The organism is Streptomyces sp. NPDC020299 (genome assembly GCF_044387825.1).
Classification (GTDB): Bacteria; Actinomycetota; Actinomycetes; order Streptomycetales; family Streptomycetaceae; genus Streptomyces.
The window spans coordinates 154,638-178,629 of the sequence record NZ_JBIRWL010000001.1 but is presented as its reverse complement, the minus strand read 5'-3'; the positions used below and the strand labels follow the sequence as shown (position 1 = coordinate 178,629).

Here is a 23,992-nt window from a genome sequence, read left to right as displayed (position 1 = left end):
CGGGCGGTGCGCCCAGGTGGCGGAAACCATGCTCTTCGGAAACTGTGCGCCCCCGAAGCCGGTGACGTCTAGGCTGACGGCGTGACCGATCGAGCGCCGCACCAGACCAAAGTCGCCCCACTGCAGCCCGCGGACCCGTCCCCGGCGCCCAGGGAACCCCTCTGGCGCGATCTGGTCGGCGACGTGCTCCGCCGGGAGCGCCTGGCGCAGGAGCGCACCCTCAAGGACGTCGCGGACGCCGCGCGGATCTCCATGCCGTACCTCTCGGAGGTCGAGCGCGGCCGCAAGGAGGCCTCCTCGGAGGTCCTCGCGGCCGCCGCCCACGCCCTCGGCCTGGGCCTCGGCGACCTGCTGTCGCTGACCCAGGGGGAGCTCACCAGGCAGCAGGCGAACCGGAGCCGTCAGCTGTCCCGCGCGCCGCACCGAGGGCTGTGCCTGGCCGCCTGACGCGCCGGAACCGGAACGGCCTCAGCCGGCGCCCTTCTCGCGCAGCTGCCGGAAGAACGCCCGCACGTCGTCGACGAGCAGGTCCGGCTCCTCCATGGCCGCGAAGTGCCCGCCCCGGTCGAACTCCGTCCAGCGCACGATGTTCTCGGTCCGGTCCGCCTTGTGTCTGAGCGGCAGCTGGGGCTCGGCAGGGAACAGCGCGAGCGCGGTCGGCACCGTCGACGGCTGAGCCGGGGCGGCGGCCCGGCCGGTGGCGTGCGCCCGCTCGTAGTAGATGCGGGCGGACGAACCCGCGGTGCCGGTCAGCCAGTAGAGCATCGCATTTGTCAGCAGCAGGTCCCGGTCGACGGCCTCCTCCGGCAGCTGCTCGGAATCCGTCCATTCCCGGAACTTCTCGACGATCCAGGCGAGTTGCCCGACGGGCGAGTCCGTCAGCGCGTACGCCAGGGTCTGCGGCCGGGTCGACTGCAACATCGCGTACCCCGTCCCCTCGCGCGACCACCGGGCCCACCGCCGCCACGAGGCGAGCGTGCGCTCCCGCTCCTCGGGGCCGAGCTCCGCCAGCTCCCCGTCCGTCGGCTCCTCGGCCGCCTGTGCGCCGGGCAGCAGGTTCAGGTGGACGCCGATGACCCGGTCGGGGTGCGCGCGGCCCAGCTCGCGGGAGATCGCCGCGCCCCAGTCGCCGCCCTGCGCCCCGAACCGTGCGTAGCCGAGCCGCCGCATCAGCTCCGCCCAGGCGTCGGCGACCCGGCCCGCCTCCCAGCCCGGCTCCGTGGTCGGCCCCGACAGCCCGAAACCGGGGATGCCCGGCACCACCACGTGGAAGGCGTCCGCCGGGTCCCCGCCGTGCGCGGCCGGATCGGTGAGCGGCCCGACGGCGTCCAGGAACTCGACGACGGAACCCGGCCAGCCGTGGGTGAGGATCAGCGGGGTGGCGTCCGGCTCCGGGGAGCGTACGTGCGCGAAGTGGACGTGCGCCCCGTCGATCGTGGTGGTGAACTGCGGCCACTCGTTCAGCCGCGCCTCGGCCGCTCGCCAGTCGTACTCGTGCCGCCAGTACCGCACGAGGTCCCGCAGGTAGTCGGCGGGGACTCCGTACGCCCAGCCCGTGCCCGGCAGCTGGTCCGGCCACCGGGTGCGGTCGAGCCGCTCGTACAGGTCGTCGAGGTCGCTCTGGGGGATCGCGAGACGGAAGGGGCGGACGCGGTCGGCAGGGGATGACGTCATGGCCGCGATGCTAGTTGCGGGCGCCGCTTGAGCCGTTTGGATTAATCGGCGTCCGGCCGATGAGTTTCGCGGCGCCGGCCGGTCGATACAGATGACAGCGTTCCACGCCCCTGGAGGTGCACATGACCACCGACGGATTCACGACGTGTCTCTGGTTCGACGGCCAGGCCGAGGAGGCCGCCCATTTCTACGTCTCCGTCTTCAAGAACTCCGGCATCGGGCGGATCACCCGGGGCAACGAGGCCGTTCCGGGCCCGGGCCCGGCCGGCTCCGTGCTGACCGTCGAGTTCACGGCCAACGGCCAGAAGTTCGTCGCCCTCAACGGCGGCCCCCAGTTCACCTTCGACGAGGCCATCTCCTTCCAGATCATGTGCTCGGACCAGGAGGAGATCGACCACTACTGGAACGCTCTCACCGAGAACGGCGGCGAGGGCGGCCCCTGCGGCTGGCTCAAGGACAGGTACGGCGTCTCCTGGCAGGTCGTCTACGACCGGCTGATCCACATGATCGGCGACCCCGACCAGGAGAGGGCGACCCGCACGACCCGGGCCATGATGTCCATGGGCAAGCTCGACGTCGCCGAACTGGACAGGGCTTACGCGGGGGAGTGACCGACGCGCCGGCCGACGGGCGTGCTGCCGAAGGGGTCTGACAGCACGCCCGCCCCACCGCCCGGCTCAGACCCGGTCGGCCGCGATCAGCAGGTACTGGAAGCTGCCGTTGCGGTAGGCCTTCAGGAACGTGTCCTCGATGCCCGTGACCAGGTGGTCGGCCTGCTTGCGCAGCTCCCAGTACGGGATCGCCGCCGCCGTCAGGTCCTGCACATGGACCGGCACCAGGCGGTTCTTCGCCAGGGCCCGGAAGTACGCCGACCGGGGATGGATGTCGCAGATGTAGTGCGCGTTGATCAGGGACACCTCGCGCGAGGCCTGCCCGTAGGTGTCGTTGTAGCAGCCGGTGATCACCACATAGCGTCCGCCGCGCCCGAGCAGCCGGGCGTGCTCGGCGAACAGCAGGTCCAGCTCCACGTACATGGTGGACTCGTTGTTCCAGGAAGCCGCGTACGCGCCGGAGGCGAAGCCGGTGTCGAGCATGTTGCGGTGGTGGTAGCGCACCTTGCCGTCGATGCCCCGCTTGCGGGCCTGCTCGTTCGCGAACCCGGCCTGCTTGGCGGAGATGGTGACGCCGTCGGCGTGGCAGCCGTACCGCAGGTTCGCCACCACGCTGCCCCCGCCCCGGCCGCACCCGGCGTCGAAGACCCGGTCGGTGGCCGAGAGCGGGCCGAGGTGGGAGGCGAGCAGCTCGGCCTGGGCGTGTTCCAGGCGGTGGAGTTCGGCGGTGGTCCGCTCCCGGCGCAGGGCGGCGTCGGGCTCGTCGAGCACCGACCAGTCGGCCTCACCGACGCCGTAGTGGTGGTGGTAGAGGTCGTCGATCTTCCCGAGTTCGAGATTGACCGGGTTCTCCTCGGCGTTCCAGTAGTCCGCGACGCGGTTCTGGTACGTGGACTGGGTCGGCACCGGGGCCGGCGTGGTGCCGGCGACGGGGGCGGTGGTCAACGGTGACTCCTCTGGTGTGTCTGACGCGTGGTCGGCGCGGGGTTACCAGTAGTTGGGCAGGTGGTAGCGGTGGCTGTTGGTGGCGTGCCATTCGTGGTTGCCGGACACCCAGGCGGCCAGGCCCTGGGCGTAGCGCTCGACGAGCGGCGAGGTGGCGGACAGCAGGGCGGACTCCTCCTCGAAGGCCGCCATGATCCGGTTGTGGATCTCGACGGACTTCAGGTAGGCGGCCTTCAGCCCGCACCGCTCGTTCGCGGCGACCACCTGGGGCAGGTTGAGGTGCGTGGGGTCGTTCGCCAGCTCCTTGGTGAAGGAGTACAGGTCGTTGACGATGGTGGTGGCGTTGCAGGCCAGGGCGGTGATCCGCTGGATCTCCGGGCGGGCGTAGACCTGTTCGGGCAGTTCGTAGCCGTCCACGGCGTCCACGATCGACAGACACGGACGGAAGTTGTTGAACTGCCGCATCACCAGGTACTCCCAGACCCGGGGCACGTACCGGGTCTCCGCCCAGGCGGCCTCACCGAGATAGCCCAGGTGCAGCCGGGCGATGTCGTGGGTGAAGCGGGTGGTCTGGCTGGGCGTGGCGAGGACGGCGAAGTCCTTGAGGGCGAAGTGGTACGAGCGCAGCGGACCGTCGGCCCGCATGCCGCGGTGCCACTCCTCCTGAAGTTCGGGGGTGCCGTGGTACGGGTCGATCGCCGACTGGGCCATGACCAGCCGGCCGCCGAGCCCGCGCGGGGAGCCGCCCCGGTCCTCGCAGTAGCAGTCGTCGACGATGTTCTCGGCGAGCAGCAGCTTGCCGGCGACGGTGAGGCGTTCCAGGTCGGCCGCGCCCGGGTGCTGGAGCACCACGGCCCGGCCGAACTGGAACCCGGCGAAGTCCCCCGTCCAGGACTCGGGGAACAGGTCGAGACTCCGGGCCCAGGCCTCCAGCCTGCGGTCGATCTCCGCCGCCTGCTCCGGGTCGGCGGGCGCGGCGGGCCGGTACAGCAGCCCGGGGATCGCTCCGGTGCGCCGGGTCCGCACGGACCGGGCGAGGTTGGGCGGGCCGGGCAGCGGCAGGGAGGTGGGAGGTGCGTTCATGAGGTGCTCCGGGCCGTCACTCGGCCGTCCGGCCGATCTGGACGTTCTCGAGGATCCCCGCGGCGTCGGGGACCAGGATGGCCATCGAGTAGTAGGCGGTGACGAGGTAGTTGATGATCGCGGCGGTGTCGATGCCCATGAAGCGGACGTTGAGGCCGGGCTGGTGCTCCTCGGGGATGCCGGTCTGATAGAGGCCGACGACTCCCTGGTCGGCCTCTCCGGTGCGCAGGGCGAGGATGCTGGTGGTGTGCTGCTCGGTGATGGGGATCTTGCCGCACGGGTAGATCGGCACCCCGCGCCAGGCGGGGACCTCGTGTCCGTCGACGGTCGCGGTGCCGGGTACCAGGCCGCGCCGGTTGCACTGCCGGAAGAAGGCCGCGATCGCCTTGGGGTGGGCGAGGAACAGCTTGGTCTTGCGCCGCATGGAGAGCAACTCGTCCATGTCGTCCGGGGTGGGCGGGCCGGTGAAGGTGCTGATGCGCTGGCCGTAGTCGATGTTGTGCAGCAGCCCGAACTCCCGGTTGTTGACCAGCTCCCACTCCTGGCGTTCGCGGATCTCCTCGATGGTGAGCCGGAGTTGCTGCTCGGTCTGGTTCATCGGGTCGTTGTAGAGGTCGGCGACCCGGGTGTGGACCCGCAGCACGGTCTGGGTGAGGGACAACTCGTATTCGCGGGGGCTGAGTTCGTAGTCGACGAACCCGCCCGGCAAGGTCGGCTCGCCCACGTGGCCGGCCTGCACCGGGACGTCCGCCTCGCCCTTGCGGTTCATCGGCCTGCGGTTCCGCTCGACGTACGCCTCGAGATGCGCGGCGAGGGAGGGCGCCCGCTCGGTGAGCTCGGTGACCACGGCCCACGGCAGCGCCAGCACCACGCCGGAGGTCTCCGCCCGCACCGAGGCCAGCCACAGGGGGTCGGACTGGCCGACGGCCTCGTCCCCCATCTGGGACCCGTCGGAGACCACCCCGAGGATCTCCTCGTCGCCGTACTTCCCGTTCGTGTAGCGGGTGAACCGGCCGTGGGCGACGAGGTACGTCTCGGTGACCGGCTGCCCGGCCTCGAACAGGACCTGGCCGGCCCGCACCTCCCGGGGCTGGAACCGGCCGGCGATCTCCCGCAGCACGTCGAGGTCCCCGTAGCCGCGCAGGACCGGCAGTTCGGTCAGCGTCTCGGGGATGACCCTGATGTCGTCGGCGCCGTTCTGCTCGAAGTGCACCCGGCCGCGGCCGGTGCTCACCTGCAGACGGCGGTTGACCCGGTAGGTGCCGCCCCTGACGTCCACCCACGGCAGCGATTTCAGCAGCCACCGCGAGGTGATGGCCTGCATCTGCGGCTCGGACTTGGTGGTGGTGGCGAGCTGGCGTGCCGCCCGGGTGCTCAGACTGGTGAACTGCCCGTCGGCCGCGGGGTCGGGGGCGGGTTCGTCGACGGCGGAGCCGGTGGCGCTGTCCGGTGTGGACACTTTCCCTCCCGGGAGTGAACAAGGGTGACCGGATCGGTCGGTGGTGAGCGAGGGGATGGTGAGCGAGGTGGTGGCGTGCGGGGACAAGCCAAACAGCAGTGGTGAGGTGCCGGGTACGGCGTGAAAGGGGCGGTTTCATTCCCTGGTGGTGCAAACCTGTCGTTCGGGGTGAATGATCCGGCGCGCTGTGATCACGCGCCGGGCACACGCGCCCGTGTCCGGGCGTGCGCGAGTGCGGCGATGGGCCGGGGCCCGGAGGCCGGCCGATCGGCGGGGGTGGGGCCGGAACCACGATGGTCCGGGGCACCGCCCCCGAACGCAGGGGCGCGTCGTCGTGGTTCCGGGGCGGTCATGCCCCTGCCGCGTGTTTCCGAGGCCGCCGTGCGGCCAGTGGTTCGGCGTGCGGCCGGGCGCGGGCCCGGTGGCTTCAGGAGAGGTCGTTCACCAGTACCGCCGCCCCGTCGAAGCGCCCGGCCTTGAGGTCCCTCAGGGCCTCGGGGGCCCGGGACAGGGGATAGGTGTGCGTCCGCGCCCGGACCCCGTGCAGCGCGGCCAGCCTCAGGAACTCGCGGGCGTCCGCGCGGGTGTTGGAGGTGACGCTGCGCAGCTCCTTCTCGTAGAACAACTCGGTCTCGTAGTGCAGCGGCGGCACATCGCTCAGATGGATCCCGGCCACCGCCAGGACCCCGCCCCGGTCGAGGGCGCGCAGCGCCACCGGGACCAGGTCGCCGGCCGGCGCGAACAGGATCGCGGCGTCCAGGGGCTCGGGCGGCGAGTCGTAGGCGTCGCGCGCCGAGGCTGCGCCGAGCTCGCGCGCCAGCCGCCGGGCGGCCTCGCCCCGGGTCAGGACGTGCACGGTGGCACCCTCCGCCAGCGCCACCTGCGCGCACAGGTGGGCGCTGCCCCCGAAGCCGTACAGCCCGAGCCGGCCCCCCGGCGGCAGCCCGGTGCGCCGCAGCGCGCGGTGACCGATGATCCCGGCGCACAGCAGTGGCGCCGCGGCCGCGTCGTCCAGACCGCCGGGCAGCCGGTGGGCGAAACCGGCCGGGACGGTCGTGTACTCGGCATAACCGCCGTCGGCGTCCCAGCCGGTGTACTCCGAGCCGGGGCACAGGTTCTCGGCTCCGCGCAGACAGTGGACGCAGGTACCGTCGGTCCGCCGCAGCCAGGCCACGCCCACCCGCTCGCCCACCGTGAAGTCCCGGACCGCCGCCCCGGTGCCCGCCACCACCCCGACCACTTCATGTCCCGGGGTCACGCCGGGCCGCCGCACCGGCAGATCGCCCTCGGTGACGTGCAGATCGGTGCGGCACACCCCGCACGCGAGCACCCGGACCAGCAGCTCGTCGTCCCCGGGCACCGGAACCGGCCGCTCCACGAGCCGGAGGGGATCGCCCTCGACCGGCCCCGGGCGGATCACCGCCCACGCCCGCATCGTCGCCGAACCCGCCCCCGTCGCGTCCGTCATCCCGTGCCCCGTCCTGCCGAAGGCCGCCGTCCCCTCCCAGTCTCCGGCGGCCGGGCGGGTTCGGCGCGCGGGCCGCCCCGAGGGTGACTAGCGTGAGGTTCCGGACAGTCCGCCGAACGGGAGAGGGTCAGGACCATGGCCGTACGACCTGAGGGAGCCCCCTGCTGGGCCGATGCGATGTTCGGTGACGTCGAGCGGGCCAAGAGCTTCTACGGAGACGTCCTCGGCTGGACCTTCGGCGAATCGTCGCCGGAGTACGGCAACTACACGCAGGCCTACGCGGACGGCAAGGCGGTGGCGGCCGTCGTGCCGCCGATGTCCGGACAGGAGGGGCACTCGCAGTGGTGCCTGTACCTTGCCTCGGCGGACGCCGCCGCGACCGCGGGGAAGATCCGCGAGAACGGCGGCGAGGTGCTGATGGAGCCGATGCAGGTCGGCGAGTTCGGCACGATGTGCCTGGCCCGCGAGCCCGCCGGCGCCGTGTTCGGGCTCTGGCAGGGCGGCACCCACGAGGGCTTCGAGGCGACGGCGGTGCCCGGTGCCTACTGCTGGGCCGAGTTCTTCACCCGGGACCCGGAGCGGACGGACGCCTTCCTGTCGGGGGTCTTCCCCTACGGCATGCAGCAGATCGACGACGCAGGCGTCGACTTCCGGCTGTTCAAGGTGGGCGACGACACCGTCCTGGGCCGGATGAGAATGGGGGAGGAGTTCCCGCCCGAGGTGCCCTCGTACGTCAACGTCTACTTCACGGTCGGCGACTGCGACGCCGCCGTCGCCCGCGCCACCGAGCTCGGCGGCGTCCTGCGGTTCGGCCCGATGGACAGCCCCTTCGGCCGCTTCGCGGCACTCAGCGATCCGCAGGGCGCGAACTTCTCGGTGATCGACATCACGACCACACAGGGCGAGATGCCGAAGACCACGGACGTCTCCTAGAGCGGTCCGGGCAGCCGGTGCGGGCGTGGCATGATCGGGGCCATGCGTGAACGAGTGGTGGCCGCGTGCGACGGGGCTTCTAAGGGAAACCCCGGTCCGGCGGGCTGGGCGTGGGTGGTCTCCGACGATGCCGAGAGCCCGGCCCGCTGGGAGGCCGGACCGCTGGGCACCGCCACCAACAACGTCGCCGAACTCACCGCGCTGGAACGCCTGCTGGCGGCCACCGACCCGGTTGTGCCGCTGGAGATCCGGATGGACTCCCAGTACGCGATGAAGGCCGTCACCACCTGGCTGCCCGGCTGGAAGCGCAAGGGCTGGAAGACGGCCGCCGGCAAGCCCGTCGCCAACCAGGAACTGGTGGTCCGCATCGACGAACTGCTCGACGGCCGCTCGGTCGAGTTCCGTTACGTGCCCGCCCACCAGGTCGACGGCGACCCGCTGAACGACTTCGCCGACCGCGCCGCCAGCCAGGCGGCGACCGCGCAGAGCGCGGCGGGCAGCGACCTCGGCTCCCCGGAGCCGCCGCCCTCGCCCGACGTCCCGGCGGCCAGGGCGCCGCGCAAGAAGGCGCCCCGAAGCGCGGGCGGCGGCTCGTCCTCCCGCACGATCAAGGCGAAGTTCCCGGGCCGCTGCGTGTGCGGCCGGTCCTACGCGGCGGGCGAGTCCATCGCCAAGAACGCGCAGGGCTGGGGTCATCCGGACTGCCGTACGGCCGTCGAAGCCTGATCGCGGCCGGCTCCGTTCGGACGGGGTCCGCTCAGCTGTCGAAGGTGTAGAACGCCGTGTGGTCCAGCAGGTCCGCCGGACGCACGTCGTTCCACGGCTTCATCGTCTCGTTCAGGTCCACCACGTCCGGCGTCCCGCCGCCCGGCACGTACCCGGCGTCCGGGTGCCGGCGCTGCCACTCGGCCCAGAGCTTGTCGATATAGGCGTGGTGCAGCCAGAACACCGGGTCGTTGGGGGAGACCCCGGTGGCCATCTGCCCGCCGACCCAGACGTGGACCCGGTTGTGCAGGTTGACCCCGCGCCAGCCCTCGAGGTGGTTGCGGAAGCCGTCCGAGGCGCTGTTGAAGGGCGCCATGTCGTACGTCCCCATCGCCAGCACCGACTCGACCTCGGCCGGCGTCGGCAGGTCGCGCACCGCGGCGCCGAGCGAGCGGCGCAGGTACGTACGGCCGTCCACGCGGACGTTGACCGGCCAGTTGCCGGCCGACGCGGCGAACGGCCCGTCCGTCACCCGGCCGTCCAGGCTCCGCCCGGTGCCGCCGAGGAAGTCCGGCGCCCACAGCGAGGCCCGGGCCGTGCGGTCCGTGCTCCAGTCCCAGTAGGGCAGCGCGACCGACGCGTCCACCCGCTGCAGCGCTCCCTCGAAGTCGAGCAGGAATCTGCGGTGCCAGGGCAGGAAGGACGGTGAACGATGGCCGGTGCGCTCGCCGGTGTCGGTGTCGGACATGATGAAGGCGTTGTGCGTCCTGACGAACTCGTCGTAGCGTCCACTGCGCTTGAGTTCCAGGACGGCGGCGACGAACCGCCGCTTCTCGTCGGCGGTCAGGGCGGCCTGGTTCTTGCGTACGGTCATGTGCGCGGTGCTCCGGATGTCCTTGCGGTAGCGGTCGGTCGGCAGGTCGGTCGGCCGGTGGGGGCCGGTCAGTTGGCGGGGAAGGGCAGCAGCGGGGCGCCCTGCAGCTCGTCCACCGCGGCACGGGCCGCGGCGCGCGGCGTGGGCACCGGGGCGTAGTGGCTGACGACGCTGATCCAGCTGCCGTCGGCGTTGCGCATTGCAGTTCCACCCCGTCGACGAACACCGCGTATCCGCCGCCGTGGTCGTGGTGATGGCCGCCGCCGCTCGCCGGACGGCCCTGTATCCGGCGGCCTCGGTAGACCTCGTCGAAGGCATCGGGGGAGCCGTGGTGGTGCTCGGCCGCGGACGCGCCGGGCGCGTCGACGGCCCGGACTCCCGCCGCGGCGGTGAGGGCGGCCGCGGCGGTGAGCGCGCGGCGTCGGGTGAGTTCCGGCATGCGGGACCTCCTGGTGCGTTCGGGTGATGACACCGCATGCCTATCGGCCCGCCCGAGAGCGGGAGAAATCCCCCGGAACGGGTTGGCTACGATCCGGACAATTGCCAACATGCAGTACAGAGTTGAACGAAGTTGATCTTGCTGTGCGAGTGACCGCCGCGGCCCGGAAGGGGGAATTCCTCCCCCCTGGGGCGGCATTTCCGGTGATCTTTCGCGGCGGCCCTCCGTCCGAGTGGCACGGCTCACCGTCGCAAGCTGACGCGATCCGCAAGTCCGGCCGCGCCATCCGGTCTTTGTTACTCTGCGGTGCCAGTCGACCGCTTTGGGTAATTTTCAGGGGGTTTGTAGGTGAAAGTCGCATGTGTCGGAGGCGGGCCCGCCGGCCTGTACATCGCGATCCTGCTCAAGCTGCAGAACCCGTCCCACGACATCACCGTCCACGAGCGCGATCCGGAGGGCTCGACCTACGGCTGGGGCGTGATGTACTGGCGCGGGCTCCTCGACGAACTGCACGCGCACGACCCCGTGTCGGCGCTCGCCATCGAGGAGCACTCGGTGCGCTGGCACGACGGCGTCGCCCACGTCCGGGACCTGACGACCCGGCACCGCGGTGACGAGGGCTTCGGCATCGGCCGCCACCGGCTCCTCGAACTCCTCGCCCACCGCGCCCGCGCCCTGGGCGTACGGCTGGCGTACGAGAGCGAGGTCACCGCCGTGCCCCCGGGCACCGACCTGGTCGTGGTGGCCGACGGCGAGCACAGCGCGCTGCGCGACCGCTACCGCGACCACTTCGGCACGCGCGTCACCTCCGGCCGCAACCGCTACCTCTGGCTCGGCACCACCCAGGTCTTCGACGCCTTCACCTTCGCCTTCGCCGAGACCGAGCACGGCTGGATCTGGTGCTACGGCCACGGTTACAGCGACACCCACAGCACCTGCGTCGTCGAGTGTTCCCCCGAGACCTTCACCGGCCTCGGCCTGGACCGGGCGAACGAGGCCGACGGACTGGCGCTGCTGGAGGAACTCTTCGCCGGCATCCTCGACGGCCACCCCCTGATCGGACGCTCCGCCGCCGACGGCAGCGCCCAGTGGCTGACCTTCCGCACCCTGACCAACCGCACCTGGTACCGCCGCAACCTCGTCCTGCTCGGCGACGCCGCCCACACCACCCACTACTCCGTCGGCGCGGGCACCACCCTCGCCCTTCAGGACGCGATCTGCCTGGCGGACGTCCTGCGCGAGTACGGCAGACGCCCCGAGGCCCTCGCCGTCTACGAGCGGCAACGCCGGACGGAGCTGCTGTCCGTGCAGAGCGCCGCCCGCTACAGCGCCCAGTGGTACGAGAACCTGACCCGCTACATCGACCTGCCCCCGCACCAGATGTTCGCCCTGCTCGGCCAGCGCCACTCGCCCCTGCTGCCGTACGTGCCGCCGCAGCTCTACTACAACCTCGACGCGGCGGTCGGGCAGCTGGAAGCGCTGCGCCGGTTCAAGAGGTGGCTCGGCACGAGGGCCGCCCGGGCGCTGCACGCACGCTCCTCGAGTGCCCCGGGATAGCGGCGGAAAAGGTTGGTGAATGGTCATTCACCCGCTAAAGTGAATGGAAATTCACCTCGCAGTCCGCGCCGCCCCGCAGGAGCACCGATGGACCAGCCCGGCCCGATAGCCCGCCCCCTCCGGGACCGTCTCACCATCCCGGTGCTGGCCTCGGGCGGCATCCTCATGGCGGTCATGCAGACCGTCGTCGTACCCCTGCTGCCCGACCTGCCCCGGCTGACCGGCGCGTCGGCGTCCACCGTCTCCTGGATGGTCACGGCGACCCTGCTCGCGGGCGCGGTCCTCACCCCGGTGCTCGGCCGGGCCGGTGACATGTACGGCAAGCGCCGGGTGCTGACGGCGTCCCTCGCGCTGATGACCGTCGGCTCCGTGATGTGCGCCCTCTCCTCCGACATCGGGGTCCTCATCGCCGCCCGCGCGCTGCAGGGCGCCGCCGCCTCCGTCGTACCGCTGTCGATCAGCATCCTGCGGGACGAACTGCCGCCCGAGCGGCGGGGTTCCGCGGTCGCCCTGATGAGCTCCACCGTCGGCATCGGCGCCGCCCTGGGGCTGCCGCTCGCCGCGCTGGTCGTGCAGTACGCCGACTGGCACACCATGTTCTGGCTGACCAGTGCCCTCGGCGCGCTCGGCGTCGCGGCCGTGTGGTGGGCGGTGCGGGAGTCGCCGGTGCGGGAGCCGGGCCGGTTCGACGTCCTCGGCGCGCTCGGACTGGCCGCCGGGCTGATCTGCCTGCTCCTTGCGGTGTCCCAGGGCGGGCAGTGGGGCTGGGGCAGTCCACGGATCATCGGCCTGTTCGCCGCCACCGTGGTCGTCCTGGCGCTGTGGTGGTGGCAGCAGCTGCGCATCGATCGGCCGCTGGTCGACCTGCGGCTGGTGACCAGGCCGCGCGTCGGCCTCTCCCATGTCGCCGCCCTGCTGACCGGCTTCGCCTTCTACGCCAACTCCCTGGTCACGGCCCAGCTGGTGCAGGCACCGAAGGCCACCGGATACGGCCTTCAGCTGTCGATCGTCGCCACCGGCCTGTGCCTGCTGCCCGGCGGTGTCACCATGCTGCTGTTCTCGCCGCTGTCCGCCCGTATCTCGGCGGCGCGCGGGCCGCGGATCACGCTCGCCCTGGGGGCCGCCGTCATCGCCTGCGGCTACGCCGTACGCATCGCCGACAGCCGGGACCTGTGGATGATCATCCTGGGGGCCACGGTCGTGGCCACCGGCACCACTCTCGCCTACTCCGCGCTGCCCACCCTCATCCTGCGCGCCGTCCCCGCCGGGCAGACCGCCTCCGCCAACGGCGTCAACGTCCTGATGCGCACCATCGGCCAGGCCGTCTCCAGCGCGGCCGTCGCCGCCGTCCTCGTGCACCACAGCAGCCCGCTCGGCGGAGTCCCGGTGCCCACGCTGCACGGCTACCTCCTGGCGTTCGCCATGGCCGGCGCCGTCGCCCTGGCGGCCTGCGCAGCGGCGCTGACCATCCCCGGCGACGAACCCGCCGCCGGCCGCACCCCGTTCGAAGCGGGCGAGGCCCGGGGCACCCGCGACGAGGCGATGGAGGAAGCATGACCGCCGCGAGCGGCCCGTCCGGCCACGCCTCCGACGCGGCCGCCCCCGCCCGCCGGGACGCGGAGTCGACCAAGGCTGCCATCCTCCGCGCCGCCCGCTACCTCCTCACCCGGCACGCGCACGCCGACATCACCCTCAAGGCCGTCGCCGAACGTGCCGGTGTCAGCCCGCCGCTGATCGTGAAGTACTTCGGCAACAAGGACGCCCTCTTCGCCCGCGTCATGTCCTTCGAGACCGACGCCGCGGCTCTGCTGGACGCCCCCCTGGAGCGGCTCGGCCGGCACATGGTCCGGCACCTCCTGGACAGCCAGCGCGAACGCGGCACCGACCCGCTGCTGCGCATCGCCTTCGCGCCCCTGCACGGTGACCGTGGGGACGTCCTGCGCGCCAACTTCCGCACCCAGGTGACCGAACGCCTCGCCGAACGCCTCCCCGGTCCCGACGCACCTCTGCGCGCCGAGCTGGCCGTCTCCTGCCTCCTCGGGCTCGGCGTGATGTACGGCATCGCCCGCGGCGCCCATGTGCGCACCGCCGACGTCGACGACCTCACGGAGCGGTACGGGGCCGTGGTGCAGGCACAGTTGACGCCGGACAGGTGAGTCAGGCACGGGTGCGGGCCCGGAGCGGTCCGTTCCGCACGGCATGGCGCCGGATGACAGACTGGCGGCATGGACGAACGCGTGATGGGCAGGTCGGGGCAGTGGGCATCGGTCGTGGGCCTCGGCACATGGCAGCTGGGCGCCGACTGGGGCGACGTGGACGACAAGGAGGCCCTCGCGGTGCTGGAGGCGGCGGCCGAGGCGGGGGTGACCTTCTTCGACACGGCCGACGTGTACGGCGACGGGCGCAGCGAGCAGACCATCGCCGCCTTCCTTAGCGGCAGGCCCGACCTGCACGTGCTGGTGGCCACGAAGATGGGCCGCCGGGTCGAGCAGATCCCGCAGAACTACGTCCTGGACAACTTCCGCGCCTGGAACGACCGCTCCCGCCGGAACCTCGGCGTCGACCGCGTCGACCTGGTCCAGCTGCACTGCCCGCCCACCCCGGTGTACTCCTCCGACGAGGTGTTCGACGCGCTGGACACCATGGTGGCGGAGGAGCGGATCGCCGCGTACGGCGTGAGCGTGGAGACCTGCGCCGAGGCGCTGACCGCGATCGCCCGCCCGAACGTGGCGAGCGTCCAGATCATCCTCAACCCGTTCCGCATGAAGCCCCTGCGCGAGGTGCTCCCGGCCGCGCGGGAGGCGGGCGTCGGCATCATCGCCCGGGTGCCGCTGGCCTCCGGGCTGCTGTCCGGCAAGTACACCAAGGACACGGTCTTCGCGGCCAACGACCACCGCACCTTCAACCGGCACGGCGAGGCCTTCGACCAGGGCGAGACCTTCTCCGGCGTCGACTACGGCACCGGCGTCGAGGCGGCCGCCGAGTTCGCCGCGCTGGCCCCCGAGGCCTACACCCCGGCCCAGCTGGCCCTGCGCTGGATCATCGAACAGCCCGGCGTCACCACGGTCATCCCCGGCGCCCGCACCCCGGAACAGGCCCGGGCCAACGCGGCCGCCGCCAAGCTCCCCGCGCCGCCCCCGGAGACCCTCACCGCGATCCGGGACCTGTACGAACGCCGGATCGAGGACCAGGTCGAGGGCCGCTGGTGAGCCGTGCCCTGAACAGGAACGATTCCGCCGTTTCGGGGAACTCGCGGGGCAGGAGGACCCGCAGTCCCGAAAGACAGGAGGAAACGTGGCGGCCACCCAGGAGGGCGACGGCCGGCGGCGGGGGCGTAACGAGACCGAGGAGGAGCGGGCCGACCGGATGTGGGTCGAGCTGATCCAGGAGGTCCGCGTCGCCCAGACCGGTGTGCAGATCCTCTTCGGCTTCCTGCTCACCGTCGTCTTCACGCCCAAGTACGCCCATCTGAGCCATACCGACCAGGTCATCTACATCGTGACCGTGTGCCTCGGCTCGTGTGCCACCGGCGCCCTGATCGGCCCGGTTTCCCTGCACCGGCTGGTCGCGGGGCGCCGGGTGAAGCCGCAGGCGGTGCGGCTGGCGTCCCGGCTGACCTTCATCGGACTGGTCCTGCTGCTGGCCACCATGACCGCCTCGCTGCTGCTGATCCTTCGGGTGGCCACGCACGACGAGTACGTGCCGTACCTGGTCGTGCCGGTCGTCGTCTGGTACCTGGTGTGCTGGTACGGGCTGCCGCTGTGGGCGAGGCGCCGTCACACCTCCCGCTGAGCCGCGAGGGCCGCCACCTGCCGGTCGTGCACCCTGCTGAGCAGCAGCACCGACAGGGTCGCGCCGACCAGGGCGCAGAACATGTCCCACTGGGTGTCCCACACGTCGCCCTGGGTGGCGAGGAAGGCGTCCGCGCCGTGCCCGCCGATCTCGGCCGCCAGCCATTCCAGCAGCTCGAACACCGCGCTGAAGGCGAGGCAGGCGCACACGGTCAGCGGCGCCAGCCACCGGCTGCCGCGCAGCGGTGAGGTGCGGCTGAGCAGCTCTCGCACCAGCACCGCCGGGACGAAGCCCTGCATGAGGTGGCCGAACCGGTCGTACGGATTGCGGTCCAGGCCGAAGGAGTCGCGCACCCAGTCGCCCACGGGCACCTGCGCGTAGGTGTAGTGCCCGCCCACCGCCAGCACCAGCGCGTGCGCGGCCAGCAGCCCGCACAGCAGGCCGGTCAGCGGGAAGCGCCGCCAGGTCAGCATCACCAGCGGCAGCCCGATCAGCACCCACACCGTCTCCAGGAACCAGGTCCCGCGGTCGCGCGCGCCCCAGGCGGACAGGGCCATGCCCGCGACCACCACGACGGCGCACAGTCCCGGAGACATCAGGCGCGGGGCGCGGCGGGGCACGGGCTGCACTGCGGTCATGGCGGGCTCCTTGTCGTGGGAGCCCTCATCGTGGCCGGTCCGTTCGGCAGCGGGCATGAGTACGGCTACTCAACCGCCGTCGCGTACTCGGCCGCCGCCGCGCTCACGCCCATCCCGTGGCGAGGCCCGCCAGGAAGTCGTCGACCCGGACCTCCTCCTTGCCCGGCGGCACGGCCTCCCAGGTATCCCGCAGGAAGGCGGCGACGGCGGGCGCCCAGGCGTACACCACGGCCCGGTGGCGGCCGCCGTCGGTCCGCGCGTCCCCGAAGAAGTCCATCCGCAGCTCGTGCCACGGCCCGGTGGCCACCGGCCGGAACCGCACGTCTCCCATGCCGACCGGCTTGTCCAGCCCGTCGGCGAGCATCTCCCGGTCCAGCCGCCACCGCGCGAGCACTCTCCCGTCGTGGGCGAACACCGCGGTGACCGCGAACGGGTCGTCGGCGTCGTAGGTCAGGTGGGCGAGCACCGGACAGCGTTCCGTACCGCCCGCCTGGAGCTGTACGACGAGGGTCTTGTGCACGAAGGGAGTCACGCGGGGGCCTCCGGGACGATCGACGTAGGACCCTCTAGTACCCCTCAGGCGCGCAAGATGCTCAGTCGTTCGGGTGATTGCCCGGTGTTTGCCGCGGCATCGCCTTCGCCGGGTCGTTCGCCGGCGGTCAGCCGAGCGCGTCGCGCAGTGCCGGCAGCAGCGTCTTCGCGGACCAGTCCAGGTACGCCGGCTGGGAGTCGCCGCCGATCTGCACCAGGGCGATCTCGGTGAATCCGGCCTCGGCGTACGGCCGTACGGCTTGCACGAAGTCGTCCGGGTCGTCGCCGCACGGGATCGACGCGGCGACGTCGTCGGGCGTCACGAACTGGGTGGCGGCCTCGAAGGAGTCCGGGTGCGGCAGTTCTGCGTTGACCTTCCAGCCGCTGCCGAACCAGCGGAACTGGTCGTGGGCGCGCTTGATCGCGGCGTCCCGGTCGGGGTCGTAGCAGACCGGCAGCTGGCCCACCCGCGGCTTGCCGGTGCCGCCGTGCCGGTCGAAGGCCTCGAGGAGGTTCGGCTTCGGCTCGGTGGCGATGACCAGGTCGGCGTGGTGGCCCGCGAGCTTGCAGGACTGCTCGCCGGAGACGGCGATGCCGATCTGCGGCGGCTGTTCCGGCAGGTCCCACAGCCGGGCCGACTCCACGTCGAAATGCTGTCCGTGGTGGGTGACGTGACCGCCGCCGAAGAGCTCGCGGATGATCTCCACGGCCTCCTCGAGCATCTCGTGCCGTACGTCCACCGGCGGCCAGCCGCCGCCCACGACGTGCTCGTTGAGGTTCTCCCCGGAGCCGAGTCCGAGCCGGAAGCGGCCCTCGGACAGCAGCTGCACCGTCGCCGCCTTCTGCGCCACGATCGCCGGGTGGTAGCGGAAGGTCGGGCACGTCACGTAGGTCATCAGCGGGATGCGCGACGTGGCCTGGGCGGCGGCGCCGAGCACACTCCACGCGTAGGAGGAGTGTCCCTGGGAGCGCAGCCACGGGAAGTAGTGGTCCGAGGTCACCGAGAAGTCGAAACCGGCCTCCTCGGCGCGGACCAGATGGTCGACGAGGTCACGCGGTCCGGCCTGCTCGGTCATCATCGTGTATCCGATTTGCACCATGGGTCTCGGGTCCCCGGCCTGCGCGGCTGAAAACGGCCCGGCCGGGCGAGCGGGCGCTCAGTTCGCCGGCGGCCGGAAGGTCCGCAGGAAGGTGCTCTGTGCCTCCCGGTTGGCGGTGGTCTCCCAGTCGGCGGCCGGGGTGGTGAAGCGCAGGGAGAAGCCCTGCTGGTCGCCGACGAGGAAACCCCGGCCGAAGGTGTGCACGGCGTCGTCGCCCGTTCCGGAGACCCACTCCATGTCGGCCGCCTTGTGGCCCTGGTAGGTGGTCGCCCGGATCTCGCCGATCCGCCGGTAGCCGGTCAGCTTCTCCAGATCGGGCTCCACGTCGTCCCGCCAGATGACGACCGGGTCCGGCTTCACGCGTGCGCCTTCGCTGTAGGTGACCGCCAGGGTGGTGGAGCCGTCGGCCGTGCCGAAGGTGACGCGGTAGGCGTCGGACTCGCGTGCGGTCTCCAGCCGCTTCCAGCCGTCGGGCAGCGCGACGGAGAAGCCCTCCGGGGCGGTGTAGCGGTGGTAGCCGTCGGGCAGGGCGTTGGCGTTGGCGGTGCTGCTGGGCGAAGGCGAGGGGGACGCCGAGGAATCCGAGGTCCGCGTGGCGGAGGGGGAAGGGGAGGGGGTCCGCTTGTTGCCGGTGCGGTCGCTCCCGGAGGGGATTGCGGAGGAGGCGGGGGCGGAGGCGCCGGCGGACGGCCGGCGCGTGGCGCTGGAGGCCGCGCTGTCGGTGTCCGCGTCCGTGCCGGTGCCGGGCAGCCCGTGCGTCGCGGCGAGCACGGCGACCGCGACCGTGACCACGGCCAGCGCGGTCCCGGCGACCATGGTCCGTCGGCTCCACGCCCCGCCGGGGCGCAGGGCCGCGGCGTAGGCGCCCCGCAGCCGGGGCGCGGGGGCGGCCTGCTGGTCCGCGTCGGGTTCCTCGCTCAGCACCCGGGTGAGTGCCTCGCGGGCCACCGGGCGGGTCAGCCGTTCCCGCGAGTCCTTGCGCAGCAGGCCCTGCACGACCTGGCTCAGCGGACCGGCGCGCAGCGGGGTGCGCAGGGGCAGCCGGTCCACGCCCTTCAGGGTGGCCTCGAACCTGCCCCGGTCCCGGAACGGCGGCCGGCCCTCCACCATCGTGTAGAGGATCGCGCCCAGTGCCCACAGGTCGGCGGCCGGGCCGATGCGCTCGTCGCGGGCCTGCTCGGGGGAGGCGTACGCCGGTGCGGTCACCCGCGGGACGAGGGTCGCGCCCGCCAGTCCGAAGCCCGTGACGACGACCGGGCCCCGGTCGCGCACGAACACCTGGCCGGGGCTGAGCTCGCCGTGCGTGAAACCCTCGTCGTGCGCGGCCTCCAGCACGTCGAGCAGTTCCAGCCCGATCCGCGCCGCCCGCACGTAGTTGAACGTGCCCTCCTGGGAGAGGACTTCACCCAGTGGCCGGCCGCCGATCACATCGGTGACCGTCCACAGCGTGCCGGACTCCTCGACCGCGTCGATCACCGTCGGCACCTGGTCCGGGCGGAGTACGCTCATGACCTCCGAGGTGCGCAGGATGCGCGCGCGGGCCCGGCGGGGGGTCTCCTGAGGAGAACCCGCCGGGAGCGCTGTCTGCGTGACCAGCCGGGGCCGCTCCGCCTCCAGGTCCTCGGCGTACCAGCAGATGCGGTTCGTCTCGCGGCCGACGACCTCGAGGAGCCGGTACCTTTCCGCGACCAGTTCTTGTGCGGAGACGTGCGCCTTGACCATGGTCATCCCTCGCTGAAACCCCTGCCTCGTCTTTCCCAGAGGTACGCGGGGCGCGACACGATGCGTTCAAAGAATCCGCAACTCCGAGGCGCTTTTCGCCTTTTATTCAAGCGGCGGGCACCGCCCGGGACTTGGGGAAACGGGCGATGTCCGGGCCTCGACCTGTGGGTAACCGACGGTAAAGGGACGGGTGTCTCACAGGTCGCGGCGCACCAGGAAGTCCAGCAGGCGGTCCAGTTCCCCGGCCGCCCCGGTCGCCCGCGGAACGGCGGCGAAGGCCTCCCGAGCCGTGGCGGTGTGCCGCCGGGCCTCGGACAGTGCCGCGGCACGGCCGCCCAGTTCCTCGATGAGCGCGGCCGCCGCGTCCGGTTCCCGGCCGGAGTCGAGGAGAACGGCCAGGCGCCGTGCCGCGGGGCCGGGGGAGGAGAGCGCGGCCAGTACCGGGAACGTCTTCTTCCGCTCCCGCAGATCACCGTGCGCCGGCTTGCCGGTCACCGCCGGGTCGCCCCAGATGCCCAGCACGTCGTCCACCAGCTGGAAGGCGACCCCCAGAGCTCGCCCGGCCTCGTCCAGCGCGGCGACCGTGGCGGCGGGCGCGCCGCCGAGCGTGGCGCCCAGAGCCGCGGCGCAGCCCAGCAGCGCACCCGTCTTGTGCTCGGCCATCGTCCGGTACTCCGCGGGCGAGACCCGCTCCGGCCCGGTCCACGGCCGGTCGGTGAAGAGCAGGTCGTCGGCCTGCCCGCGCACCAGGTCGGCGAGCGCCGCCGACAGCAGCCGCAGCGCGCCCGCGCCGCCCGGCTCGGCGGCCAGGGTCTCGACGGCCAGCGCGAACAGGGCGTCACCCGCGAGCACCGCGGGGCCGGTGCCGTACGCCCGCCAGACGGTGGGGCGACGCCGCCGGGTCGTATCGCCGTCCATGATGTCGTCGTGCAGCAGCGAGAAGGCGTGCACCAGCTCCACCGCGACCGCCCCGGCGACCCCGGCCCGCCCAGGCGCGCCGGCCGCCTCCGCCCCGAGCACGGCCAGCGCCTGCCGTACGCCCTTGCCGCCGGGTGCGACGGCCGGCGCACCGCCGACCTCGCACCAGCCGAAGGAGTACGCCGCCATCTCGCCCACCCACGGATGCAGCCGCGCCACGGCCTCGGTCAGCGCGGGCCGCACCAACTCCCGGCAGCGGCCGAGGATCTCGGGCGCGGAGGGCGGTGCCTGAACCGGCGAGGGAAGCGCGCTCACCGTACGACCTCCGCCTCGGCGCCGAGCTCCTCCTGCGCGCGGGCCACCATCCGCCCCACGTGCCGCAGGCCGGCGTGCCGCACCGTGCGGGCCAGGTCCGCCAGTTCGGCCGCCGTCTCGGCCCGGTCGCGGCCTAGCCCCGCGAGGGACTTGGCGAGGCCCAGACGGGCCAGTGCCTCGCCGCGCGGCTCGCTCATCGCCCGGAACTCCCCGAGTGCGGTCTCGTACATCGCGCGCGCCTCGGCGTACCGGCCGGCGCGCTGGAGCACGTTGCCGCGCATCTTGTGGTTGTAGGCGAGGGCGCTGGAGAGGTTCATCGCGCGGCAGGCGGTCTCCGCCTCCGAGAGCAGCGCGAGTGCCCGCTCGGTGTCGCCGTCGCGCACCGAGACGATGTCGGCGAGCCCGCGCAGCGCCCAGGCGTGTCCGCGCCGGTCGTTCGCCCGGTCGGCTATCTCCGCAGCCTCCTCGAACATGGCGTACGCCGTGTCGTAGGAGCCGGTGTTGCGGTGCATCTGCGCGATGCCCTCCAGCGCCCACACCGTGTGCCGGGCCTCGCCGCGCTTGCGGGCCTCGGCGAGCAGCTGCTCGTGGAGCCGGCCGACGGCCTCGTAGTCGCCCTGGATGCGGCCCGTCTCCGCGAGCCCGGCCAGCGAGTAGCCGCGCACCACGATGTCACCGCCGCGCTCGCCGAGTTCGGCCGCGAGCCCCAGCAGCCGCCAGGCCAGCGGGAACGCGCCGCGCTGCCGGGCGAGCGTGCCGCCGCTCCACAGCGCCCACGCCATCGCCGCCGTGTCACCGGCCTCCCGGGCCGCGCGGTAACTCGCCTTCCACGCCCGGTCGGCGTCCCGTATCTGGCCGAGCCGCCGGTGTGCCTCGGCGACCGCGAGCCCGCAGCGGGCGACCTCGTCACGCCGCCCGGCGCGCTCGGCCGCGCGCAGCCGTTCGGTGCCCTCGGCCAGCACGTCGACCAGCGAGGAGTTCACGGACAGGGTGGTGAGGGAGCCCTGGTATTCCGGGGCGAATGCCTTGCCGTACATTACTGCCTTTCTATACACTCTGTGTATACAAATAGTGTATAGTGCGTCGGGGTTTCGCCCTGGCCCTCAGGGGCCAGGGCTGTCTCGGTCTGTTGTCGATCAAGACGCCGGTACGGCCGGCCGGGTTGCCTTTGCGGAGCAGATCATTCCCCTGAGGGCCGTCAGTGCTGCTCCGCCTTCTGCGGCGTCACCTCGCTCGGGCGCACCACGACGTACCCCTCACCCTGGAGCATCAGCTGCACGGCCTCGCCGGAACCGCCGCGCAGCATCGAGCCGATGGACTGCGAGCGGTGCAGCGAGGTCTGCAGATGGGCGGTCCAGCCCACCACCGCGTCCGTGTCCACGTACACCGGCTGCTGCGCGGAGACCGGTATGACCAGCGGGTTGCCCTCGCACATCAGGCCGAGCCGGCCCTGTCCGGTGAAGACGCTGTTGAACAGGCCGCCCCCGGCGATGCCCGAGCCCTTCACCGTCTTGATCTCGTACGACAGCGACGAGTCGAAGCACAGCACATTGCGGCCGTTGACGGTGAACTGGTCGCCGGGCTCGACATCGACGATGAAGCAGTTCTGCGCCTCGTGCGCGAACCACGCCTCGCCCTGACCGCGCACCGCCATGAGGGGCAGGCCCTCGCCGGTGAACGCGCGCTTGAGCATGCCGCCGACGCCCTGCCCCTTGCGCTCGAACTGGAGGTTGCCGCGGTAGGCGACCATCGCGCCCTGGCGGGCGAGCATCTCGCCGTTCACCGTGTATCTGAGGCACTTGGCGTTCTCGACGGACATTCCCGGCTCGACGGCCGGCTGCACCATGTGCTGACTGGAAAAGAGATCACCCTTCATGCGCGCATGGTGGCCCGGACGAAGTCATTCCGCCAAGATCGCGGAGCGTGGACGTATCACAACGACTCGTCCTTCAGGTCGATGTTCCACTCGGCGGCCGTGACATCCCGCCGGACCTTCGCCTGCTTGCCGCAGAACGCCGACTCAAGGGTGCCCGCCATCGTGCCGAGCACATCCGCGTTGTTGGACGTGTTGGCGACCGCGGTCAGGCTGCGCCGGCCGTCCTTGGAGGCGAAGGCGTACGTGTAGTAGCCCTGCACGGCGCCCGTGTGGCCGTAGACCGACACCCCGCAGGACAGGGTGCGGCGGCGCAGCCCGAGCCCGTACGCCGTGGTGCCGTCGATCGCGGTGAACCGCTCCATCTCCGCCAGCCGCGCGGCCGAGGTCAGCTTCCCGCCGAGCAGGGCGGAGTAGAAGGTGTTCAGATCGTGCGTGCTGGAGATGACGGCGCCCGCGCTCTGCGCCCAGGAGACCGTCTGCCGCGTGGCGTCGACCAGCGCGGCCCCCGCCGTGTCGGGCGTGAGGTAGCCCTTGGTGTAGCGGCCCGGGATCCGGGTGTCCGGGTGGACGTAGAAGGTGTCCTTCAGCTTCAGCGGCTTGAAGATCCGGTTCTCGTACTCGGTCCGCACGGGGTGCCCCGTCAGCTTCTCGATGAGCATCCCGGCGACGACGAAGTTGGTGTTGGAGTACGAGTAGGCGGCGCCGGGGGAGTTGGTGCGCGCCTTCTTCAGCGAGAGGTCGACCAGTTGGCGGTAGGTGAAGACCTTGTCGCGCACCGCCTCGAAGCCGGACACGCTCTTGGCGAACATGTCGTTGGAGTAGTCGTACAGGCCGCTGCGGTGGCTGAGCACGTGCCGCACCGTGATCCGGTCGTCCGGCAGCAGACCGGGCAGGTAGCGGTTGACCGGCGCGTCGAGGCTGAGCTTGTGCTCGTCGGCCAGTTGTAGCAGGACGACGGCCGAGAAGGACTTGGTGACGCTGCCGACGCGGAAGTGGTCCGCGGTGTCGATGGCCCGCAGGGTGCCGCGGTCGGCGACGCCCCGCACCGCCTTGTAGACGGTGCCGTCGTCGTCGATCCGGGCCATGGCGCCGGGTGCGCCCTTGGCGACCGTCGAACGCAGCACCGCGCGCAGCCCGGCGGTGTCGGGCGCCGGCAGACCCGCCGTCCGTGGCCGGGCCTGCTGGGGTGCGGCCTGCGCGGGGACCGCGAGGAGCGAGAGCGTGACCGCTCCGAGGACCAGACCTTTGCCAGCCATTGTGGTGACCATTCACTGCCATCCCGTCTGCACCTTTCGCGGTGCGAGATCTGTCACATTCAGGCGTCGGAACCTACTCGCATCCCGTCACATCTC

Annotated in this window: 22 protein-coding genes and 2 pseudogenes; 9 read left to right on the top strand and 15 right to left on the bottom strand. The window is 72.0% G+C overall.

The window, feature by feature from the left end; all coding sequences use genetic code 11:
• The first annotated feature begins 81 nt into the window (after window positions 1-81).
• A complete protein-coding gene (locus tag ACH45E_RS00825; protein WP_361436703.1) occupies window positions 82-447 on the top strand; it encodes a helix-turn-helix transcriptional regulator in 366 nt (121 codons plus the stop codon).
• A 21-nt stretch (window positions 448-468) separates the two neighbouring features.
• Here the strand turns inward: ACH45E_RS00825 and ACH45E_RS00820 are convergent, their stop codons facing one another.
• On the bottom strand, window positions 469-1,674 hold the full coding sequence (locus ACH45E_RS00820; protein ID WP_361436706.1) for an epoxide hydrolase family protein: 1,206 nt from the start codon (window positions 1,672-1,674) through the stop codon (window positions 469-471).
• A gap of 122 nt (window positions 1,675-1,796) precedes the next feature.
• Here ACH45E_RS00820 and ACH45E_RS00815 point away from each other — a divergent pair, with 122 nt between their 5' ends.
• The gene (locus ACH45E_RS00815; RefSeq protein WP_361436709.1) at window positions 1,797-2,285 is read left to right on the top strand and encodes a VOC family protein; all 489 of its coding nucleotides are present in this window, start codon (window positions 1,797-1,799) and stop codon (window positions 2,283-2,285) included.
• Between the two features lie 66 nt (window positions 2,286-2,351).
• On the opposite strand, the gene ACH45E_RS00810 is transcribed toward ACH45E_RS00815, so the two are convergent.
• From ACH45E_RS00810 to ACH45E_RS00795, 4 genes and pseudogenes are all read right to left on the bottom strand, one after another.
• Window positions 2,352-3,230, bottom strand: a complete 879-nt coding sequence (locus ACH45E_RS00810) for a geranyl diphosphate 2-C-methyltransferase (RefSeq protein ID WP_361436711.1) — start codon at window positions 3,228-3,230, stop codon at window positions 2,352-2,354.
• Between the two features lie 42 nt (window positions 3,231-3,272).
• A pseudogene (locus tag ACH45E_RS00805) lies at window positions 3,273-4,337 on the bottom strand (family 2 encapsulin nanocompartment cargo protein terpene cyclase); the annotation flags it as partial.
• A complete protein-coding gene (locus ACH45E_RS00800; RefSeq protein WP_361436713.1) occupies window positions 4,330-5,772 on the bottom strand; it encodes a family 2B encapsulin nanocompartment shell protein in 1,443 nt (480 codons plus the stop codon). The pseudogene ACH45E_RS00805 and the gene ACH45E_RS00800, both read right to left, overlap by 8 nt.
• A gap of 427 nt (window positions 5,773-6,199) precedes the next feature.
• Window positions 6,200-7,207 (bottom strand): zinc-binding alcohol dehydrogenase family protein, encoded by a 1,008-nt coding sequence (locus ACH45E_RS00795; RefSeq protein ID WP_361436905.1) that lies wholly within the window; start codon window positions 7,205-7,207, stop codon window positions 6,200-6,202.
• Between the two features lie 168 nt (window positions 7,208-7,375).
• Here ACH45E_RS00795 and ACH45E_RS00790 point away from each other — a divergent pair, with 168 nt between their 5' ends.
• The gene (locus ACH45E_RS00790) at window positions 7,376-8,173 is read left to right on the top strand and encodes a VOC family protein (RefSeq protein WP_361436716.1); all 798 of its coding nucleotides are present in this window, start codon (window positions 7,376-7,378) and stop codon (window positions 8,171-8,173) included.
• 30 nt (window positions 8,174-8,203) lie between these two features.
• Window positions 8,204-8,899, top strand: coding sequence for a ribonuclease H (locus ACH45E_RS00785; RefSeq protein ID WP_361436719.1), 696 nt, complete (start codon window positions 8,204-8,206; stop codon window positions 8,897-8,899).
• Window positions 8,900-8,930: 31 nt separating this feature from the next.
• On the opposite strand, the gene ACH45E_RS00780 is transcribed toward ACH45E_RS00785, so the two are convergent.
• Both ACH45E_RS00780 and ACH45E_RS00775 read right to left on the bottom strand, forming a co-directional pair.
• Window positions 8,931-9,752: a tyrosinase family protein gene (locus ACH45E_RS00780; protein ID WP_361436722.1), complete on the bottom strand. Its 822-nt coding sequence runs from the start codon at window positions 9,750-9,752 to the stop codon at window positions 8,931-8,933.
• Between the two features lie 68 nt (window positions 9,753-9,820).
• Window positions 9,821-10,191: pseudogene (locus ACH45E_RS00775) on the bottom strand (tyrosinase cofactor).
• 348 nt (window positions 10,192-10,539) lie between these two features.
• Here ACH45E_RS00775 and ACH45E_RS00770 point away from each other — a divergent pair.
• From ACH45E_RS00770 to ACH45E_RS00750, 5 genes are all read left to right on the top strand, one after another.
• Complete coding sequence (locus ACH45E_RS00770) at window positions 10,540-11,748, top strand: FAD-dependent monooxygenase (RefSeq protein WP_361436725.1); 1,209 nt, start codon at window positions 10,540-10,542, stop codon at window positions 11,746-11,748.
• Window positions 11,749-11,835: 87 nt separating this feature from the next.
• Complete coding sequence (locus ACH45E_RS00765; RefSeq protein ID WP_361436728.1) at window positions 11,836-13,305, top strand: MFS transporter; 1,470 nt, start codon at window positions 11,836-11,838, stop codon at window positions 13,303-13,305.
• Window positions 13,302-13,904 carry a TetR family transcriptional regulator gene (locus tag ACH45E_RS00760; RefSeq protein ID WP_361436731.1) on the top strand — a complete coding sequence of 201 codons (603 nt, stop codon included), beginning with the start codon at window positions 13,302-13,304 and terminating at the stop codon, window positions 13,902-13,904. The genes ACH45E_RS00765 and ACH45E_RS00760 overlap by 4 nt, the downstream gene beginning before the upstream one ends.
• A 69-nt stretch (window positions 13,905-13,973) precedes the next feature.
• Entirely contained in the window at window positions 13,974-14,957 is a 984-nt protein-coding gene (locus ACH45E_RS00755) for an aldo/keto reductase (RefSeq protein ID WP_361436734.1), read from the top strand.
• Between the two features lie 157 nt (window positions 14,958-15,114).
• Window positions 15,115-15,540 (top strand): DUF6328 family protein, encoded by a 426-nt coding sequence (locus ACH45E_RS00750; RefSeq protein WP_399039930.1) that lies wholly within the window; start codon window positions 15,115-15,117, stop codon window positions 15,538-15,540.
• On the opposite strand, the gene ACH45E_RS00745 is transcribed toward ACH45E_RS00750, so the two are convergent.
• The 8 genes from ACH45E_RS00745 to ACH45E_RS00710 form a co-directional block, all read right to left on the bottom strand.
• Window positions 15,525-16,178, bottom strand: a complete 654-nt coding sequence (locus tag ACH45E_RS00745; RefSeq protein ID WP_361436740.1) for a DUF2238 domain-containing protein — start codon at window positions 16,176-16,178, stop codon at window positions 15,525-15,527. The genes ACH45E_RS00750 and ACH45E_RS00745 overlap by 16 nt on opposite strands.
• Window positions 16,179-16,281: 103 nt before the next feature.
• On the bottom strand, window positions 16,282-16,710 hold the full coding sequence (locus ACH45E_RS00740; RefSeq protein WP_361436743.1) for an SsgA family sporulation/cell division regulator: 429 nt from the start codon (window positions 16,708-16,710) through the stop codon (window positions 16,282-16,284).
• Window positions 16,711-16,837: 127 nt separating this feature from the next.
• Window positions 16,838-17,809: an LLM class F420-dependent oxidoreductase gene (locus ACH45E_RS00735; protein ID WP_361436746.1), complete on the bottom strand. Its 972-nt coding sequence runs from the start codon at window positions 17,807-17,809 to the stop codon at window positions 16,838-16,840.
• 57 nt (window positions 17,810-17,866) lie between these two features.
• Window positions 17,867-19,537 carry a serine/threonine-protein kinase gene (locus ACH45E_RS00730; protein ID WP_361436749.1) on the bottom strand — a complete coding sequence of 557 codons (1,671 nt, stop codon included), beginning with the start codon at window positions 19,535-19,537 and terminating at the stop codon, window positions 17,867-17,869.
• A gap of 189 nt (window positions 19,538-19,726) precedes the next feature.
• Window positions 19,727-20,764: a polyprenyl synthetase family protein gene (locus tag ACH45E_RS00725; RefSeq protein ID WP_361436752.1), complete on the bottom strand. Its 1,038-nt coding sequence runs from the start codon at window positions 20,762-20,764 to the stop codon at window positions 19,727-19,729.
• A complete protein-coding gene (locus ACH45E_RS00720; protein WP_361436755.1) occupies window positions 20,761-21,801 on the bottom strand; it encodes a tetratricopeptide repeat protein in 1,041 nt (346 codons plus the stop codon). The genes ACH45E_RS00725 and ACH45E_RS00720 overlap by 4 nt, the downstream gene beginning before the upstream one ends.
• Window positions 21,802-21,962: 161 nt before the next feature.
• The gene (locus ACH45E_RS00715; RefSeq protein WP_361436758.1) at window positions 21,963-22,640 is read right to left on the bottom strand and encodes an AIM24 family protein; all 678 of its coding nucleotides are present in this window, start codon (window positions 22,638-22,640) and stop codon (window positions 21,963-21,965) included.
• 56 nt (window positions 22,641-22,696) lie between these two features.
• A complete protein-coding gene (locus ACH45E_RS00710) occupies window positions 22,697-23,896 on the bottom strand; it encodes a serine hydrolase domain-containing protein (protein WP_361436761.1) in 1,200 nt (399 codons plus the stop codon).
• Window positions 23,897-23,992 lie beyond the last annotated feature (96 nt).

What these genes read in the sequence shown, in the direction of transcription:
- ACH45E_RS00820 (WP_361436706.1), bottom strand. Translation starts at nt 1,674, where the DNA reads ATGACGTCATCCCCTGCCGACCGCGTCCGCCCCTTCCGTCTCGCGATC.
- ACH45E_RS00815 (WP_361436709.1), top strand. Translation starts at nt 1,797, where the DNA reads ATGACCACCGACGGATTCACGACGTGTCTCTGGTTCGACGGCCAGGCC.
- ACH45E_RS00795 (WP_361436905.1), bottom strand. Translation starts at nt 7,207, where the DNA reads ATGCGGGCGTGGGCGGTGATCCGCCCGGGGCCGGTCGAGGGCGATCCC.
- ACH45E_RS00790 (WP_361436716.1), top strand. Translation starts at nt 7,376, where the DNA reads ATGGCCGTACGACCTGAGGGAGCCCCCTGCTGGGCCGATGCGATGTTC.
- ACH45E_RS00785 (WP_361436719.1), top strand. Translation starts at nt 8,204, where the DNA reads ATGATCGGGGCCATGCGTGAACGAGTGGTGGCCGCGTGCGACGGGGCT.
- ACH45E_RS00780 (WP_361436722.1), bottom strand. Translation starts at nt 9,752, where the DNA reads ATGACCGTACGCAAGAACCAGGCCGCCCTGACCGCCGACGAGAAGCGG.
- ACH45E_RS00765 (WP_361436728.1), top strand. Translation starts at nt 11,836, where the DNA reads ATGGACCAGCCCGGCCCGATAGCCCGCCCCCTCCGGGACCGTCTCACC.
- ACH45E_RS00760 (WP_361436731.1), top strand. Translation starts at nt 13,302, where the DNA reads ATGACCGCCGCGAGCGGCCCGTCCGGCCACGCCTCCGACGCGGCCGCC.
- ACH45E_RS00755 (WP_361436734.1), top strand. Translation starts at nt 13,974, where the DNA reads ATGGACGAACGCGTGATGGGCAGGTCGGGGCAGTGGGCATCGGTCGTG.
- ACH45E_RS00750 (WP_399039930.1), top strand. Translation starts at nt 15,115, where the DNA reads ATGTGGGTCGAGCTGATCCAGGAGGTCCGCGTCGCCCAGACCGGTGTG.
- ACH45E_RS00745 (WP_361436740.1), bottom strand. Translation starts at nt 16,178, where the DNA reads ATGACCGCAGTGCAGCCCGTGCCCCGCCGCGCCCCGCGCCTGATGTCT.
- ACH45E_RS00735 (WP_361436746.1), bottom strand. Translation starts at nt 17,809, where the DNA reads ATGGTGCAAATCGGATACACGATGATGACCGAGCAGGCCGGACCGCGT.
- ACH45E_RS00730 (WP_361436749.1), bottom strand. Translation starts at nt 19,537, where the DNA reads ATGACCATGGTCAAGGCGCACGTCTCCGCACAAGAACTGGTCGCGGAA.
- ACH45E_RS00720 (WP_361436755.1), bottom strand. Translation starts at nt 21,801, where the DNA reads ATGTACGGCAAGGCATTCGCCCCGGAATACCAGGGCTCCCTCACCACC.
- ACH45E_RS00715 (WP_361436758.1), bottom strand. Translation starts at nt 22,640, where the DNA reads ATGAAGGGTGATCTCTTTTCCAGTCAGCACATGGTGCAGCCGGCCGTC.
- ACH45E_RS00710 (WP_361436761.1), bottom strand. Translation starts at nt 23,896, where the DNA reads ATGGCTGGCAAAGGTCTGGTCCTCGGAGCGGTCACGCTCTCGCTCCTC.